Source organism: Jatrophihabitans telluris (assembly GCF_023516435.1).
GTDB lineage: Bacteria > Actinomycetota > Actinomycetes > Mycobacteriales > Jatrophihabitantaceae > Jatrophihabitans_A > Jatrophihabitans_A telluris.
In genome coordinates this window covers 646,858-662,563 of sequence record NZ_CP097332.1, presented here as the reverse complement: position 1 = coordinate 662,563, position 15,706 = coordinate 646,858, and the positions used below count along the sequence as shown (strand labels likewise).

Here is a 15,706-nt window from a genome sequence, read left to right as displayed (position 1 = left end):
CTCAGGCGATGGTCTTCGGCACGGTATCGGCGCTGACCACGGTGTGGCCGTCGCGGTCGAAGACATAGAGCCGGTAGCTGTATGTGCCCGACGCCGTGCTCGCCGAGTCGGTGCACGACATGACCGGCCGATGCCAGAACTCCGAGTCCGCCGTCTCGGCGGCGCAGGTCACGGTCACTGGCCCGGTCTGGGTCGAGCCGACGCGGACGAGGCGGTAGGTGAGGGTCTTGTCGTCCTGGTCCCAGTTGGCGGTCCAGGTGAGGGTGATCGGCGTACCTGCGCTTCCGCCCGTGACCGTCGGCGTCAGCTTGGCGCCGCTGACCATGGGACCGTCGCCGGCGAGCGCACCGTTGACCCGGGGGACCCCGAAGCGCACCAGGCCCTGCTGGCCGACGCCGTTCACGGTCAGGAACTCCCCGCCGAGCACGAGGTAGCCGGAGTTGCCGGTGACGCTCCACGCGCCCTGGTTCAGACCGGTCGCGTGGCCGATCGAGATGTCGGGAAACCAGTTCACCAACGAAGGGCTGGGCGTTCCGACCCACTTACGCACCCAGGGCGCGGTGCCGGTCGCGGTGTCGGGGCCGATGACGCCCGTCGCCTGCAGGGTGAAGGCGACCGCGCGCTGGTAGTGGACCGGCGTGGATTGCGGGTAGCCGTTCACGGCCGAACAATCGTGTGGGTGGCCGACGAGAAAAAGCTGTCCCCACTGGGGGAAACTGCCGTAGACGTCGCCCCGGCAGCTCTCGACCCAGCGCAGTTTTCCGGTTGCCGGATCGACTGCGAAAGCGCCTTCGAGGTTGGCCCCGCTCAGATACATGTACGTGGTCGCGAACACCAGGTGGCCGTCGGTGCTCAGGCTGGTGACCGCCGAGTGCAGGCCACCGACCTTGACCGGCGCGCCGCCACGCCAGCCGGCAACGGACTTGCCGGCACCGGAGTCCACTGCCGCCAGACCCCAGTGCACCTTGCCGTTCATCTTGGTGAAGTGACCGCCGAGGATGACGTTGAGGTGCCGCCCGGATCGCGACAGCAGCATGGAGGTGACGGATTGGTCAGCGGCGGGCGCCCATTTCGTAAGGGTGCCGGTGCGTGCGGTGAAGGCGGCCAGCCGCTTGCGGGGCACGCCGTTGGCCAGCCGGAAGCTGCCACCGGTGTACACGACCGTCGGGGTGGCGATGATCGCCGCGACCCGGGCACTCAGCTTCGGAGCGAAGGTCCGGATCAAAGCTCCGGTCCGGACGTCCAGAGCCGCGATCCGTGATCGCTTCACTCCGTTGACGGACGTGAAGTCGCCGCCGATGTAGAGCCGCCGGTGGTCGGGCGACACCGCGATGACGCGGATCGTGCCGTTGACCGTCGGCGCGAAGCCGGAATCCAGGACGCCCGTCGTGAGGTTGTAGGACAGCAGGTTTCGGCGAAGGACCTGGTGAGTCCCAGGGGCGGCGCCGGCCGGGCGGGCGTGGCTGAAGCGGCCGCCGGCGAAGACGCGGTTACCGACGATCTTCTGGGCGAACGCGACGCCGTCCAGTTGCGCTGTGGGCAGGGCAGCGGAGGTGACCGCTGCGGCCGTGCGTGCCGCGACCGGGGACGGCTTCGGTGTTCCGGCTGCCTGGGCATGGCTGGAGGCCGATACCGTCTCCGCGATAAGCGCCATCGTCGCCACGGCCAATACCGCCACGCTGCGCCGTCGTCTGGTCCTGCACAACACGATGACTCCCCCGAATCGTCGTCGACCGCGCCTTGACGGCAACGGTGAACACGGAATTTACACGGGGTCGCCGGGCGTGTCAATTCTTTGTTAGGTGTCTCCAGGGGTAGTCGGTCAGTTCGCGGTGACTCCCTGGATCGCGAAGCGCTCCACCTGCTGCAGGTGGCCGCCGGTCGAGGCGACGATGGTCAGCGTGCCGTGCAGTCGCAGGTCGATCGGGCCGGTGGACCACGGCGAGTGGTTGCCGCCGGCGGGCACGGAGGCCAGGACCGGCGCCGTTGCTCCGCCGCTCGCGAGCGAGCGGACCGAGACCCGGATCGCCTCGTCCACACCGGTGATGTGGCCGCCGACCGCAACGGGTGAGCTCACGCTCGAGCCGTACGCCGGCTGCTCAAGGGACAGCGTCGTGTCGTCGCTTCCGACGACCTCCCACGGCGCCTGAGACGTGGTCCCGAATCGCAGCAGGTGCAGCACGGCGGACGTGTGCGTGGTCCCGTTCGGGTCGAGATACCCGACCCCGACGTGGGCCCCGGTGTCGTCCACTCTTGTTATCGTGACCCGGGTCAGCTCGGTGAACCCGAGGTAGTTGCGGGTGAAGAACAGCGCGGTCTCGCCCGCGTCCAGGTGCCAGGGCTGGGAGCCGTTGGTCTGGTGCGCCGACTGCCAGGCAGCGACCTGGCTGCCGTCGGCGAACGGCCACAACGGCTGGTAGCCGAGCTCGAACGTGGTGCTGCCACTACCGCTGGACCCGCTCGACCCGCTCGGTGCCGGCGACGTACTGGCCGATGGACCAGTGCTGGGACGACTGCTCGAACCGGTGCCGCTGGGCGTAGCGCTGCGGGTCGGCGACGATGTCGGAACCGGCGTCGGGCCGAACGTCGGAACCGGCTGGTGCGGCATCGGCGTTCCACTGGGTGATGCCGGGGGTGCGTGATGGCCATCGGCCCGGTGGACGATCGTCGAGGTGCCGACCGCGAGTGCCGCCACTGCGGCCGCGGCCAGTACCGGGCCTGCCCAGGGCCAGCGCAGGATCGTCGCCGATCGATTGTCCGTCAGCTGGGGTGGGGCGGCCGGGCGCAGCATCGTCTCCACAACCTGATCCGCGCGGGCGGTCAGCGCCGAGCGGATCAGCGCATCGAGATCGTCGGAGGCTTGCGGGCCCCGGGTGCCGTTGGGACTCATCGGGTTCCTCCTATCCGAGCGGCGATCGCGTCGCGACCACGAGATGCGTTGGACTTCACTGCTCCGAGGGAGATGCCGAGCGCCTCAGCGACAGCCGGCTCGGTCATCGCCGCCCAGTAGCGCAGGACGATCACCTCCCGTTGGCGTCGGGGAAGGCTCCGGATCGCTGCCAGTACCTCGCGATGTTCATCGGCCAGCAGGGTCGGGGCGTCGGCGCCCTCGGCCACGGCGCGGGCCTCGTCCGGCGACGGGTTCAGCCGCACGGTTCGCCTGCGACGCAGGACGGATCTCGATCCGTTCAGAACCGAGACCCGCAGATAGCCGATGGCCGCGTCGGGCGATCCAAGGTAGTTCCAGCGGCGGTGCAGCGACGCGAACGCGTCTTGCACAACGTCCTCGGCGGTATCGAGATCGTCGACGAGCAGCAGGGCGAGCCTGACCATGCCCAATCGATGCGACCGGTACAACTCAGCCACGCCGTCGGAGGCCGTCACACGCTCGGCGAGCGCCGCGGCATCATCCTCCGGCCTGTCGGTCATGGTCACCCTCACGGTCCCGGCCATCCCCGTCACCTCCGCCTGCACCGATGAGCCCTCTGTCGGTGTCCTCATAAGCAGAGACGTCTGGCACCAGCAATGGTTGCACCCACCTCCGGGTCATTTCGTGCTGATGCTCACGGCTACGCTGCCGCGTTCGGTTGACCGCCGATCACCGTGCGGGTCTGGGGTCTATGGGAGTCATCGCGCCACACGCGCGCTCGAGTTCGCGGCCCGCGGCTACGCACAATGCCTCGCCGAAGAGCGGGCCGATCAACTGCACGCCATCAGGCATCGCCTCCGACTGCGTGCCGACCGGCAACGCCAGGGCAGGCATGCCCAGGCAGCTCACCGCGACCAGCAGACGATGGGCGTGGCAGATCTCGTCGACCGCGTCCGGGCCGGCCAGATCGGCGCCGACCGCGAACGGAAGCTCGGTGATCACCGGAGCCAGAATCACCGGGTGGCTGGCCTGGAACGAACTCCAGGCCGAGCGGATCTCATTGCGTCGGCTCACGGCGGCACCGAAATCGCCCAGGGTCAAGCGTCGGGTATGGGCGACGAACTGATCGGTGTAGTCGCGAGCACCGTCGGAGAAGTGTTCGACGAGTCCGGCGGCCGGATTGAACAGGAATTCCAGCAGGTCGGCCACGACCAGTTCTCGCCACAGCAGCGCCGCCTCCGCGATGTGCGGTGGCTCGACCTCCTCGACCTCCCACCCCGCGTCGGCGAGGGCGTCGGCGGCTCGTCTCACAGCGGCGGTAATGCGTGGGGCCGTGCCGAGGCCACCGGGATCAGTCACGACCGCCACTCGGCGCGGCGCGCCGGCATAGGGATCTTTCGCCACCGGAACGGTCAACGGGTCGATCTCGCACGGCCCGCGCATGATCTCGTACCCGAGCGCCACATCGTCGACAGTGCGACCGAGCGGGCCTTCGACGGAAAACAGCTGTGCCGTAAGGGGAAAGACACCCGGGCCCGGCCGCCACAGCGGGATCCGGCCCGGCGTGGGTTTCAGGCCGCAGACACCGTTGGCGTGTGCGGGCAGCCGGATGGAACCGCCGTAGTCATTGCCCAGTCCCAGCGGCGTCATGCCGGTGGCCACGGCGACGCCTTCGCCGCCCGAGGATCCACCTGGAGTCCGGGCGGGATCCCACGGGTTGACCGTCGCTCCGTGCAGGGCGTTGTCGGTATGCCAGCGCATTCCCATGTCGGGCATGTTCGTGCGGATGAGCGGGATGGCGCCGGCTTCCCGCAATCGCCGGACGTCGACGGCGTCGCTGTCCGGGATCGCGTCCTTGAACAGCGCTAGACCGTGAGTGGTCGCCGACCAGGCCAGGTCGACGTTCTCCTTGACCGAGATCGGGACGCCGTGCAACGGTCCTAGCTCGGCCCCACTCCGGACGGCCCGGTCGGCATCGTCGGCCGCCTGCAGCGCTTGCTCGGTGAACACCACAGTCGCCGCGTTCACCGCGGGATTGACGTCCGCGACCCGGTCGAGGCAGGCCTGGACGACCGCTCGGCTCGACACCTCCCCGGAGCGAATCGATTCGGCCAGCGACGTTGCCGACCGGCTCCACAGCGCGGTGGTATCGGGTGCGAGGTGCGCGGCAGTCATGATTGCTCCGTATCTGCAGAGGATCCCGGCGTGCCCGGATCGACGGTGGACGGCGTGGGCAGTTGGACGTGCACGGTCAGCGCGATCCCGTTCAGGCCACCGAGCGGCAGGGTCTGGGTGCTGACCACGGCGGTGGACTGAGCCCAGCGATTGCCGCCGAATCCCCAGGCTGGCACGAACTCGGGGGCGTCGCTACTGGCGATGGCCAGCCGTAACGCATGGCCGGCGGGCAGCCGATAGCCGAGCTGGCCGAGGTCGATCGCCACGTCGGACCCGTAGCCGGCCGCGAGGACCGTGAGCTGGCCGCGGGCGATGAGGTGGACCGCTCCGTCGGGGGCAACGTCCAACAGCCGGGCAAAGACATCCGCCTCCGGTCCATCGGACTCGATACGCACGCGCAGGCTCGCCGCGCCGACGAGGTCGAGCGCCTCGGTGCGGGCCGTCGCGGTGAAGGTCAGGACGTCAGGGCGTGCCGCTGACGATCGCTCGTCGGGGTAGTAGGCCAGGAACGCGAAGGCGTCGGGCATCGGCGAGACAACCGGGTCGCTGGGATCGTGCTTCCACGTCGCGATCTCACTGCGGGCCGGCGGCGAGTCGGCGAGGTCACCGCTGCGCGTACCGGACACGGCGGCTGCCGCGTTAGCCGGATAGAACGTCACGGCGGTCACCTCCGGCGGTGGCCAGGTATCGGCGCTCCGCAGCGCCGGATCGGCATTGGCCAGCTGCCAGCGCACCCTGGGCAGATCATGCGGACTACCCAGGCCACGGAGGAAGATGTCGAAGAACTCCACGGCCGGGTCCAGGTAGCGAGCCATCATGCCGAGGTGCTCGTCCGTCGCGGGCTCACCCGCAGCACGCAGCCACGGCCGTTCGAAGTGGGAATTGTTCTCGTGGTCGATGGCCTCGATGAGCAGGTACTCGTTCAATGACCAGTGCGGGCTCTGCTGGATGCGAGCGTGGTCCTGCCATTGCCACGGGGCGCAGTTGTCCCACCAGCCGATGGTCATCAGCACCGGCACCGCAGGCGCGGCGAACGGGCTGCCATGCCGGAATCGACGCAGCCGAACCGGGTTGCGGTACCACAGGTCGTAGGAGGCCGAGCGGCTGCCGACGGCGGCGAAGAACTTCTCGACCGTGTCGTGGTACGGAAGGGTGTTCCAGTCCATGTCCCAGTGCAGGATGTCGCGGTCGTGGAACATGGTGAGGGCGTACAAACGGTGCACACCCATCTCGACTTCGCGAGTATGAGTGCCGGGGATCTCCTCGGCGAGCTCACCCAGGCGCGTGCCGGTGACCCTCGGCACGATGGCCCGCAACGCCGGATGGGCCATCGAGACCGCGGCCCATTGGGTGAAGCCGTAGTAGGAATCGCCCCACATGCCCACGACGCCATCGGACCAAGCCTGCTTGGTGATCCAGTCGATGGTGTCGTACCCGTCCTCCGCCTCGTTCACGAACAACAAGGTCTCGCCCTCGGATCGGAATTTGCCGCGGACGTCCTGAACAACGACGCGGTAACCCCGGGCGGTGAAGTACGCGGCCACGTCGGCCATGAACGTGTAGTCGCCGCTCTTGTCGTAGGGCAATCTGGTGAGCACGGTCGGGCCAGGCGCGGTGCCGTCGTCGTCGGGCAGGTAGACGTCGGTGGCCAAGCGGACGCCGTCGCGCATCGGGATCATGAACTCCCGGCAGCGCTCACTGCGCTCTCCGGGGCCGATTCTTTGAATCTGCATGTCCGTACCTCAGTCGAGTACGAAGAATCGGATGCAGACCACGCCGGCCTCGTCCCGGGCCATCCCGACGAAGACCCGAGAGGTCAGCCAGGAGTGGCTTTCGGCGTCGGTCTGGAACACCGGCGAGGTACGGTAGTAGTACTCGGACTCGGCCACCGGATCTCCCTTGACCAAGCGCGTTTCGACCTCCTTGCTGGACTGGAAGACACCGCGATTGTGGATCTCGATCACGGCCCCGTCGTCGGCGCGCAGGAGGTAGCGGGCGTCCAGCGTCGTCCCGGTCGGGCGGGTCGTTGACCAGTCACCGCCGTATGGCAACACCACGCCGCTCAGCCGGGGCCCGGACACGGTGCCCCCGGTGATGGGCGTGAACCAGACCTCCTCCCCGGGGCCGCGCCCGATCCGCAGGGATTCGGCAATCTCCACCCGGGCTTCGAAGGCGAAGGTGAGGGTGGGTTCGAGCAATTGCATGCGGTGCTCCAAGTGGCTCAAAGAGGTGGGGACTGCGGGACCGAGTGCCGGCCACGCTGGGGATGTTCAGGTCGCGGCGCGGGCCACCGGACGCCAGCCCGGCCGCGGCGTGGAGTTCAGAAGCCTTTGCGTATAGGCATGTTCAGGTTTGCCGAAGATACGGTCGGCCGGCCCGTGTTCCACCACGTGCCCGTCCTTCATGACCACGACGGAGTCGGCCACCTGACGTACGACGCCCAGGTCGTGCGAGATGAACAACATCGCCACCCCGGTCTTCTCCCGAGCGTCCGTGAGCAGGTTCAGGATCTGCGCCTGGATCGAGACGTCCAACGCCGCGACGGCTTCGTCGAGAATGAGCAAGCGTGGTTGCGGCGCCAGGGCCCGCGCAATCGCCACCCGTTGCCGCTGCCCCCCGGAGAGCATTCTCGGCCGGACGCGTGCGTGGTCGGCGGTGAGCCCGACCAGCTCGAGCAGCTCGGCCACCCTGGACGCGCGCTCGGCCGACGACAGATCGAAGTGCAGGCGCAGCGTCTCGTGCAGGCAGGCTCCGACCGTCTGGCGCCGGTCCAAGGACTGGTACGGGTCCTGGAACACCATCTGGACCACCCGCGCCCGGCGCCGTCGCTCGCGAGTGGTCAGCCTCCCGATGTTCCAAGGCTGTCCGTCGACCGAGACCCGGCCGGAACTGGCCTGCTCGAGTCCGGCGATGATGCGTGCGGTCGTGGTCTTACCTGAGCCTGATTCCCCCACGACAGCAAGGCATCCCCGCGATTCGAGCGTGAAGGACACGTCGTCGACGGCGACGAGACCGCCCCCGCGCGGGCCACGCCGTCCGCCGTAGATCTTGACCAGCTCGGCGACCTGGAGGATCGGAACGTCGCTCACGCCACCGCCCCCTTGCTCTGCTCGGCGTGGTGGCAGGCGACATCGCTGCCGAGCACTTCCCGGGTCCGCGGGTCGTCGGTGCGGCACGCTTGGGAAGCGATGGGGCAACGGGGTTGGAACGAACACCCGTCACCCACTTCCCAGGCCGAGATCGGGGCGCCCGCGACGGTGGGCAGCCGCGACCCGCGCTCGGCCTTGGCCGGCTGTGCGGCCAGCAGCGCCTGCGTATACGGGTGGCGAGGATCGGCGTGCAGCTGTCGCGTCGGTGCCGACTCCACCACCCGCCCCGCGTACATCACCGCCGTCCGGTCGCAGACGGCACCGGCGAGTTCGAGGTCGTGGGTGATGAACAGCAGAGCCAACGAACGAACCCGGCACAGTTCGGCCAGGATCGCCATCACCTCTTCCTGCGTAGTGACGTCCAGCGCCGTGGTGGGCTCGTCGGCGATCAGCAGCGCGGGCTCGATCGCCAGCGCCGCGGCGATCATCACGCGCTGCAGCAGGCCGCCGGAGAGCTCATAGGGACGCTGCCGCATGCGCCGGTCCGCGTCGGGAATCTGCACGTCCGCCAGCAGTTGGCGGACCGTGGCCTCGGCCACCCTGCGCGAGGTATGGCGAGTGGAGATCAACCCCTCACAGAGGAAATCGCCCACCGTCCGAACCGGATTGATATGCGCACGCGGGTCCTGGAAGATCATGGCGATCGACTGGCTGCGCAGGCGTCGGAGCTGAGAGCCGGACATGTCCAGTACCGAGGCTCCGTTGAAGGTGATCCTGCCGTGCACAGTGGCGTTGTTCGGAAGCAGCCGGGTGATCGCCCGCGCCGTCATCGACTTACCGGAACCGGATTCCCCCACCACGCCGAGCGCCTCCCCGGCCCGCAGCTCGAAACTGACGCCGCGCAGGATCCGACGCTGGAGTCCTTTGGTCATCGCCAGGTCGAGCCGCAGGTCACGGACCTCGAGCAACGGCGGTACCGGCACGGTTGTCATGCGTGATCTCCGCTCTCGAAGCGCAGGGCCAGCCGTTCGCCGACCAGATTCACCGCGACCACGGCGAGAACGATGACGATGGCGGCGTAGAGGGACTGCTCGGGGTGCCCGCCCAGGATCGAGGGTTTTCCGTTGGCGACCATCAGTCCCCAGTCGGCCACCGGCGGCTGCAGCCCGAGTCCGAGGAACGCGATGGCCGCGAGGTCGAGCATCGCGTAGCCGAACCCGACCGTGCACTGCACCAGTAGTAGCGGCAGGAGGTTCGGCACCAGGTGGCGCAGGCAGATCGCGGGGCTGGAAACCCCGTTGAGCTGCAGGGCTTCGATGTAGGGCAGCCCGCGTTCTTTCAGCGCCGCAGCGCGGATGACCCGGCCGATGACCGGGAGGTAGGAGATCGAGATCGCGATGACGGGCGCGAGGAATCCGGCTCCGAAGATCGTCGAGGCCAGGATCGCCAATACGATCCCCGGGAACGCGAAGAGCAGGTCGAACACGCGGGAGACCACCGCGTCGAACGGCCCGCGCCACCAGGCGCACAGGACACCCAGCGTGGTACCGAAGATCGCCGACAACCCGATCACCGACACAGGGCCGGCCAGGCTGGCCCGCGCCCCGTAGATCAGACGCGACAGCAGGTCACGTCCGGTGTCGTCGGTGCCGAGCAGGTGCTGCGCGGACGGCGGTCCGAAGATGCTGTTCACGTCCAGCGCGGTCGGGTCGTGGGGCGCGATCAGCGGTGCAAGCACGGCGGTCAGCACCAGGAGCGCGCAGACCACCATCGCGATGACGGCGACGGGACCCAGCGCGGCCAGCGCGCGGAGGGGACCGTAGCCACGCCGGCGGACGACGGCCGCGACCGGCAGGTCCAGCCCGCTCGTCGGGGGGAGCAGAGCCACCTCGCCGTGAGCGCCGGCGGCCTGATTCGAGTCGGGCATCTGCCTCACCGCCCCGTCCGGGCCAGCCGCGGGTCCAGGCCCACGTTCAGCAGATCGACGATCGTGTTGACGACGACGAACGCCGACACCATCAGCAGCGAGATGTCCTGAACCACCACGAAGTCCTGCTTCTGCGCGGCCAGGACGAGCAGGGAGCCGATACCGCTGACGCCGAAGGCCTGCTCGGCGACGACCGTCCCGGCGACGAGTCCGGCCACGGTCAGGCCGGACACGGTCAGTACGGGCGCGGCGGCGTTGCGCAGGACGTGGCGGCGGACCACCAGTCGCATCGGGATACCGCGCGAGCGGGCGGTGTCGACGTGCTCGGAGCGCAGTTCGGCCGATACCGCCGACCGGGTCACGCGACTGAGGTAGGCGACGTAGGAGCACGCCAGGGCGACCGCCGGTAGGGTCAGGTGCCGCACCCGGTCGAGGAATCCCGATCCCGAACCGAAGATCGGAAACCAGGTCAGCTTCGTCGCGAAGACCCAGATCAGCACGATCGCGGCGACGAAAGTCGGCACAGCCATCAGGAGGCTGGTCACCGTCGTCACGATGTTGCCGAGCACCCTTCCTCTCAGCGCGGACAGGGTTCCGGCCGCGATGCCGATGGGCAGGATCAGGACCGTCGCGTACCCGACGAGGAACAGAGTGTTGGTCGCACGCGAGGAGATCAGGTGGGAGACCTGGTCGTCGAACCCGATCGAGCGTCCGAGCTTCCACTGCAGCAGGCCGGACAACCACCGCCAGTACCGGGACCAGAACGGATCGCTCAGGTGGTATTCGGCCCTGATCGCGGCGAGCGTGCTCTGGCTCGGGTTGTGCCCGCCGGCGATCAGGGCAGCCGGGTCCCCGGGGCTCAGATACAGCACGCCGTAGAGCAGCACGCTGGAGACGAACAGCGTCACCACGAGCGCGGCCAGGCGGCGCAGGATGAACCCCAGGACCGGCGAGATCACTGCGACTTGCCCACCGAGGCGGCCCACGCCGAGCTGATGTAGGCGAACGAAGCGGGCGCACCGGTGATCTTGTTGTTCAGGTAGAGCAGTTCGTTGAGCGAGGCCAGGCTGATCTGCAGGTCCGCGGGGCCGAAGATGGCCTGCGCGGCAACGAAGTCCTTGGCGGCTACCTGCGGGTCGGTGGCCTGCTGGCCGTCCGTCATCAGCTTGGACACCTGAGGGTCGCTCCAGCCGGTCCAGTTGAACGGGCCGTCCTTGAGAACGAAGCCGGGGGCGTAATAGTAGGCCCCTGGCACCTCGATGTAGCCGCTGGCGACGATCAGATCGATACCGGCACGCTTGGTCGGGTCGTAGAACAGTTCACTGAACGACGTGGGCTGCATCTGCTTGATCGAGATGGTGAGTCCGATCTGGTGAGCATCGGCCTGCACGATCGTCGCCGTCTGCAGGCTCAGCTGATCACCGGACGGGATGACCATCGTCAGGTTCTTCGTCGCGGGCGCGGCTTGGGCGATCAGGGACTTGGCCTGCGCCAGGTTCGCCGCCGCGTTGTCGGGCAGGCCTTGGTAACCCTGGTCATAGACGGCCTTTGCCGGATCGCCTGCCCAGGTCAGCTGGGGTGTGAACGTACGCAACGGGCTACCCGCGCCGTGCAGCACATTCTTGATCAGGCTGGGCTTGTCGATCGCCAGGTCGAGCGCGCGACGCACCCGTGGATCGGCGGCCGGTCCGGTCGCCGACACCGGGCCGATGCTGAGTGACTGGGTCGAGGGTCCGTAGTAGAGCTTGCCGCCCGAGGCCTTGCGCAAGGTGTCGATGCTGCCCAGCGGCGCCTCGTAGGTTCCGTCGATCTGCCCGGCGAGCAGCGCGCTGGTGAGCGTGCTGTCGTCGGTGAAGAAGACGAAGTCGAACTCCTTGGCCTTTGCCTTCGTCGACCAGTACTGGTCGTTGCGAGCAAGGACGATGCGATCGCCCGCGGCCCATTTGCCGAACTTGAACGGCCCGGTGCACATCACTCCCGCCCGCGGTGATCCGTAGTTCTTGCCGGCCCGCTCGACGAAGGCCTTTTCACTGATGGCGCTGGAAACGCTGGCCATCGTGTTCAGGAACTGGGCGTCGTGCCGGACGAAGGTGACCGTCACCTGAAGAGGGCCGGTTGCCTTGATGGCCGCAACACTGCGAAAGAGCGCCCCGCCGACCGGTGTGTTTCGAGGATCGAGATTCCGTTGCAGGCTGAAGGCCACGTCCGCTGCGGTGAGCGGGGTGCCGTCCCAGAACGTCACGCCCCTGCGAATCGTGAACACCATCGTCTTGCTGTCCGGCTGAGTCACGTTTTCGGCCAGGCCGGGCTTGACGCTGAAGTCGGGCTGCAAGGCCATGAGCGGCTCGCACATGTTGAGGACGACGGTGTTGGGAGAGTAGTCCCCCGTCTTCACCGGATCCAGCGTCGACGGTTCGCCCTTCGGCAGCGCCCAGTTGACCTTGTCGATGTCGCCCGCTGCCGGCGGCGTGGTGATGGTGAGCGTGGCGGGCGTGGCCTTGGTCGAGCTGGCGGCGTTGCCGCTACCCCCGCACGCACTTACCCCCACGGTCAGCGCGAGCATGATCAGGCCGACCCCGAGGCGACCGGCCGAACCGGTGCGGACCTCGGATGACTCGAGACGGTTCACGCGATCTCCCTGTGGTTGGGAACCCGTCGCCACCGGCACCGCCGGACGCGCGTTCGGTTGAGTTGCACGAGTGTGTACCGTCGACCGATAGTTAGTCAATACAGACTAAAAAAATATCGCTAATCTCAGTGACGTCCGTTCGGCCTGGGCGGGATGCGCGACGCAACTGGAAGGAGACGCACGATGGGGCGTACCAGCTTGGCGGCAGCGCGAAGGGAACAGGTGCTGGCCGCCTTCGCTCGATGCATCGCGCGGATGGGGTTCGCCGGTACATCGCTGGAGGACGTGGCGGCAGAGGCCGGACTGGCCCGCGGTCATGTCCGGCACTATCTCGGCAATCGCCATGACCAGGTCCTTGCGCTGACCGAATGGATCAGCACAGCGGACCAGGCCGAGTTCGACAAGGTTCACGACGCACCGGACGACGCCGCTCGGGTACAGGCGGTGATGCGCTACCTGTTCGACGCCTCGTTCTACGAACCAGGCGAGGACCAAGCCGTCCTGCTCGCCCTCTTCGAGGAAGCGCGCCGCGATGATGCGCTGCGCAAGATGTTTCTCGACGGCTACGACGACATCCTCACCACGATGAGCAGAGCGCTCACCAGCGTCGATGAGTCCATGACCGCCGCACGATCGAAGGACATCGCCTATCTCATGCTGTGCGCGGCCGTCGGCAATGCGCACCTGTCGCAGAGCGGTGTCGATCCGGCCCGAGCGCGTCGCCTCGGCCCGTTGTCTCGCCGCGTGCTTGCCATGCTGGTTCCGGCAACTCTCACGACCTGAGACGGCGGGCGATCAGGAGGCCGACCGGCGTGAGGGCCTGCGTTCCGGCGAGCACCCGTTCGCTGAGACCGACCAGCGACCCGAGCGCCAATGTGGTCGCGAACCAGCCCAGCAGGAACACCAGCGCCAGCGAGAGCCAGCGAGCCGCGCCGAAGCCGCGAGGTGTGAACGCGGGCCAGATCGCCAACGCCAGAAAGCCGATCGCTGCCGCCGGTACGTGGGCGGCGGCCGGTTGTGGCGACGCCGCCACGACGAGCGTCGCGGCGCCGCCGAGCCCCAGGACCGCGCGGGCGACGGGGCCGCAGTCCCCCCAGCCAAAAGCTGTGATCAGGTGGCACGCGCCCAGGCCGGCCAGGCCCGCGGTCATGATCCAGGCATCGGTCGCGTGGTGGGCGGCGAGCGCGCTGATCGTGTCGCGCACCGGGTCGTAGCCGCTCGGCTGGCGGGACTGGGCCACGGTCCAGCCGCCGATCAACAAGATCGGCGCTAGAGTCGCCGAGAACCACACCCACGGACGCATGACCTGCAGTCTGCCTGGCCGGACGGCGATCATTGTCAGTCGGGGCGATCGTCGGTTAGATCGGGGCATGAAGCCGAACCGGTCCATACCTGCGGCGACGGTCATTCCCGTGTTGAGCTATCCCGACGTCCGGGCCGCCGTGGCCTGGTTGACCGACGCCTTCGGATTCGTCGAGCGCGTCCGTATCGGAGAAGACCATCGCGCGCAGCTATCGGTCGGTGAAGGTGCAGTGATCGTCGCCGACACCGGAGGAAACCGGCGGCCGCCGGAGCCAGCCGTGATCACGCACTCGGTTACCGTCCGGGTAACGGACGTCCACGCTCAGCGTGACCGAGCGGCGGCCCGCGGCGCGGTGATCATCATGGAACCCACCGACCTCCCCTTCGGGGAACGGCAATGCACCGTGCAGGATCCGTGGGCCCATCAATGGACGTTCTCGCAGACTATCGCCGACGTCGCGCCGGAGGAATGGGGAGGCGTGACCATCACGCCCTAGCACCCGATCGCCGACCGTTGCTCCGGCTGCCCGTCGAGGCTCAGTCATGCATTCGAAGTCTGCGCCCAGCTGGAGATCGTTCTGCCCGATCTCGTCGAATGCTCGCCGGTATGCGTTGTATGCGCCACGCGCGAACACCAGCCCCGCTACGCCTTGGCTGACGAGACCATTGCCGCCGGAATCCCAAACGTGCGCCTATATCTCCACAGACCCGAATACGACGTCGCCTACGGCAACCTCAACCACACACCTACCGTGAAGGGTCGAGTACGTCTGGAAGCCAGCGCCGCCCACTAGCCCACCGCAGTACCCCGCGCGGTGTGCTCGCCCACCGGGTACTCGGCGTCGAGCGCGAGGTTGACCTGCAGTACGTTCACTCGCGGCTCGCCGAGGAAGCCGAGATCACGACCCTTGATGTATTTCCGCACGACTTGATCGACCTGACCGATCGTGAGCCGGCGAGCACTGGCCACCGTAGCTTCCTGCAACGCTGCGTAGGCCGGACTGATCTCAGGATCGAGCCCGGACCCGGAGGCCGTGACGGCGTCGGCGGGGACCGCTGGTGTCGCCGGCGCAGGGCCGCGGACCGGGACGACCTGGCCTCGTGAGTAGTCCTGTCCGAACTGCGCCAACTCGACCTTGACCCCACGGAACGTGCTGATGAACGGGGTTGCCGCGCCCGTCTGGTTCAGGCTGACCACCCGGGTGACAGTGCCGAAGTAGCCCGGGCCGGACCAGAAGACGGCCAGGACGGCACCGACCCCGTCGGGCGTGCAGAAGGGGCGTGACCCATCGACACCGTAGAGCCTTCCGATCGCAACGCTGCGCGAACAGACCTGCGTGAGCAGGCTGAGCTTGCCGGTGTCAGCCTTCCCCGCTGGGTCCGGCAAGACGTCGACGACCGATTCGGGGCCGAGGTTGCTGGCGCCGGAGGTGGTCGGGTCATACCCGCTGGCACCGGATGCTGATGGCCGAGGTTGGAAGTACTGCGGAAGTGGGCGTCCGGTGCCGTCGGTGAAGTTCTGCCCGAGCAGTTTCGACCCGACCACTCTGCCGTCGGCAGAAATGCGCGAGCCGTCGGCCGGGCCCCTGAGACCGGGCAGCTGAGCAATCGCGGTGACGAGAAGCGGGTAGGCGACACCCACGATCACCGTGAAGATCAGCAGCATCCGCAGGGAGGCCGCCAGTGTGCGAAACGAGCGGAGGTGTGAACGCATC

Annotated in this window: 15 protein-coding genes; 2 read left to right on the top strand and 13 right to left on the bottom strand. The window is 68.0% G+C overall.

Features of this window, described 5'->3' with window-relative positions:
• Position 1: 1 nt before the first annotated feature.
• The 11 genes from M6D93_RS03190 to M6D93_RS03140 form a co-directional block, all read right to left on the bottom strand.
• Complete coding sequence (locus tag M6D93_RS03190) at positions 2-1,678, bottom strand: PQQ-binding-like beta-propeller repeat protein (protein WP_249772909.1); 1,677 nt, start codon at positions 1,676-1,678, stop codon at positions 2-4.
• 144 nt (positions 1,679-1,822) lie between these two features.
• Positions 1,823-2,890 (bottom strand): hypothetical protein, encoded by a 1,068-nt coding sequence (locus M6D93_RS03185; RefSeq protein ID WP_249772908.1) that lies wholly within the window; start codon positions 2,888-2,890, stop codon positions 1,823-1,825.
• Positions 2,887-3,453 carry a sigma-70 family RNA polymerase sigma factor gene (locus M6D93_RS03180; protein WP_249772907.1) on the bottom strand — a complete coding sequence of 189 codons (567 nt, stop codon included), beginning with the start codon at positions 3,451-3,453 and terminating at the stop codon, positions 2,887-2,889. Before M6D93_RS03180 ends, M6D93_RS03185 begins: the two co-directional genes overlap by 4 nt.
• Before the next feature lie 145 nt (positions 3,454-3,598).
• Positions 3,599-5,044 carry an amidase gene (locus M6D93_RS03175; protein WP_249772906.1) on the bottom strand — a complete coding sequence of 482 codons (1,446 nt, stop codon included), beginning with the start codon at positions 5,042-5,044 and terminating at the stop codon, positions 3,599-3,601.
• Positions 5,041-6,777, bottom strand: a complete 1,737-nt coding sequence (locus M6D93_RS03170; RefSeq protein ID WP_249772905.1) for a CocE/NonD family hydrolase — start codon at positions 6,775-6,777, stop codon at positions 5,041-5,043. Before M6D93_RS03170 ends, M6D93_RS03175 begins: the two co-directional genes overlap by 4 nt.
• Positions 6,778-6,786: 9 nt before the next feature.
• Positions 6,787-7,248 carry a DUF3237 domain-containing protein gene (locus tag M6D93_RS03165; protein ID WP_249772904.1) on the bottom strand — a complete coding sequence of 154 codons (462 nt, stop codon included), beginning with the start codon at positions 7,246-7,248 and terminating at the stop codon, positions 6,787-6,789.
• 66 nt (positions 7,249-7,314) lie between these two features.
• A complete protein-coding gene (locus tag M6D93_RS03160; RefSeq protein ID WP_249772903.1) occupies positions 7,315-8,133 on the bottom strand; it encodes an ABC transporter ATP-binding protein in 819 nt (272 codons plus the stop codon).
• Positions 8,130-9,125: an ABC transporter ATP-binding protein gene (locus M6D93_RS03155; RefSeq protein WP_249772902.1), complete on the bottom strand. Its 996-nt coding sequence runs from the start codon at positions 9,123-9,125 to the stop codon at positions 8,130-8,132. Before M6D93_RS03155 ends, M6D93_RS03160 begins: the two co-directional genes overlap by 4 nt.
• The gene (locus M6D93_RS03150) at positions 9,122-10,060 is read right to left on the bottom strand and encodes an ABC transporter permease (RefSeq protein ID WP_249772901.1); all 939 of its coding nucleotides are present in this window, start codon (positions 10,058-10,060) and stop codon (positions 9,122-9,124) included. Before M6D93_RS03150 ends, M6D93_RS03155 begins: the two co-directional genes overlap by 4 nt.
• 5 nt (positions 10,061-10,065) lie before the next feature.
• Positions 10,066-11,019 (bottom strand): ABC transporter permease, encoded by a 954-nt coding sequence (locus M6D93_RS03145; RefSeq protein WP_249772900.1) that lies wholly within the window; start codon positions 11,017-11,019, stop codon positions 10,066-10,068.
• Positions 11,016-12,689 carry an ABC transporter substrate-binding protein gene (locus M6D93_RS03140; protein WP_249772899.1) on the bottom strand — a complete coding sequence of 558 codons (1,674 nt, stop codon included), beginning with the start codon at positions 12,687-12,689 and terminating at the stop codon, positions 11,016-11,018. Before M6D93_RS03140 ends, M6D93_RS03145 begins: the two co-directional genes overlap by 4 nt.
• A gap of 183 nt (positions 12,690-12,872) precedes the next feature.
• Here M6D93_RS03140 and M6D93_RS03135 point away from each other — a divergent pair, with 183 nt between their 5' ends.
• Positions 12,873-13,472 (top strand): TetR/AcrR family transcriptional regulator, encoded by a 600-nt coding sequence (locus tag M6D93_RS03135; RefSeq protein WP_249772898.1) that lies wholly within the window; start codon positions 12,873-12,875, stop codon positions 13,470-13,472.
• Here the strand turns inward: M6D93_RS03135 and M6D93_RS03130 are convergent.
• Positions 13,462-13,992 carry a DUF998 domain-containing protein gene (locus tag M6D93_RS03130; RefSeq protein WP_249772897.1) on the bottom strand — a complete coding sequence of 177 codons (531 nt, stop codon included), beginning with the start codon at positions 13,990-13,992 and terminating at the stop codon, positions 13,462-13,464. The two genes, M6D93_RS03135 and M6D93_RS03130, sit on opposite strands and share 11 nt — an antisense overlap.
• A 67-nt stretch (positions 13,993-14,059) precedes the next feature.
• Between M6D93_RS03130 and M6D93_RS03125 the strand changes: the two genes are divergently transcribed.
• Positions 14,060-14,488 carry a VOC family protein gene (locus M6D93_RS03125; protein ID WP_249772896.1) on the top strand — a complete coding sequence of 143 codons (429 nt, stop codon included), beginning with the start codon at positions 14,060-14,062 and terminating at the stop codon, positions 14,486-14,488.
• 293 nt (positions 14,489-14,781) lie between these two features.
• On the opposite strand, the gene M6D93_RS03120 is transcribed toward M6D93_RS03125, so the two are convergent.
• On the bottom strand, positions 14,782-15,705 hold the full coding sequence (locus tag M6D93_RS03120) for a potassium-transporting ATPase subunit C (protein ID WP_249772895.1): 924 nt from the start codon (positions 15,703-15,705) through the stop codon (positions 14,782-14,784).
• Position 15,706 lies beyond the last annotated feature (1 nt).

Excerpts from the sequence above, each read along its gene's own strand:
- M6D93_RS03120 (WP_249772895.1), bottom strand. The coding sequence starts at position 15,705 with ATGCGTTCACACCTCCGCTCGTTTCGCACACTGGCGGCCTCCCTGCGG.
- M6D93_RS03165 (WP_249772904.1), bottom strand. The coding sequence starts at position 7,248 with ATGCAATTGCTCGAACCCACCCTCACCTTCGCCTTCGAAGCCCGGGTG.
- M6D93_RS03175 (WP_249772906.1), bottom strand. The coding sequence starts at position 5,044 with ATGACTGCCGCGCACCTCGCACCCGATACCACCGCGCTGTGGAGCCGG.
- M6D93_RS03125 (WP_249772896.1), top strand. The coding sequence starts at position 14,060 with ATGAAGCCGAACCGGTCCATACCTGCGGCGACGGTCATTCCCGTGTTG.
- M6D93_RS03155 (WP_249772902.1), bottom strand. The coding sequence starts at position 9,125 with ATGACAACCGTGCCGGTACCGCCGTTGCTCGAGGTCCGTGACCTGCGG.
- M6D93_RS03180 (WP_249772907.1), bottom strand. The coding sequence starts at position 3,453 with ATGGCCGGGACCGTGAGGGTGACCATGACCGACAGGCCGGAGGATGAT.
- M6D93_RS03135 (WP_249772898.1), top strand. The coding sequence starts at position 12,873 with ATGGGGCGTACCAGCTTGGCGGCAGCGCGAAGGGAACAGGTGCTGGCC.
- M6D93_RS03185 (WP_249772908.1), bottom strand. The coding sequence starts at position 2,890 with ATGAGTCCCAACGGCACCCGGGGCCCGCAAGCCTCCGACGATCTCGAT.
- M6D93_RS03130 (WP_249772897.1), bottom strand. The coding sequence starts at position 13,992 with ATGCGTCCGTGGGTGTGGTTCTCGGCGACTCTAGCGCCGATCTTGTTG.
- M6D93_RS03170 (WP_249772905.1), bottom strand. The coding sequence starts at position 6,777 with ATGCAGATTCAAAGAATCGGCCCCGGAGAGCGCAGTGAGCGCTGCCGG.
- M6D93_RS03150 (WP_249772901.1), bottom strand. The coding sequence starts at position 10,060 with ATGCCCGACTCGAATCAGGCCGCCGGCGCTCACGGCGAGGTGGCTCTG.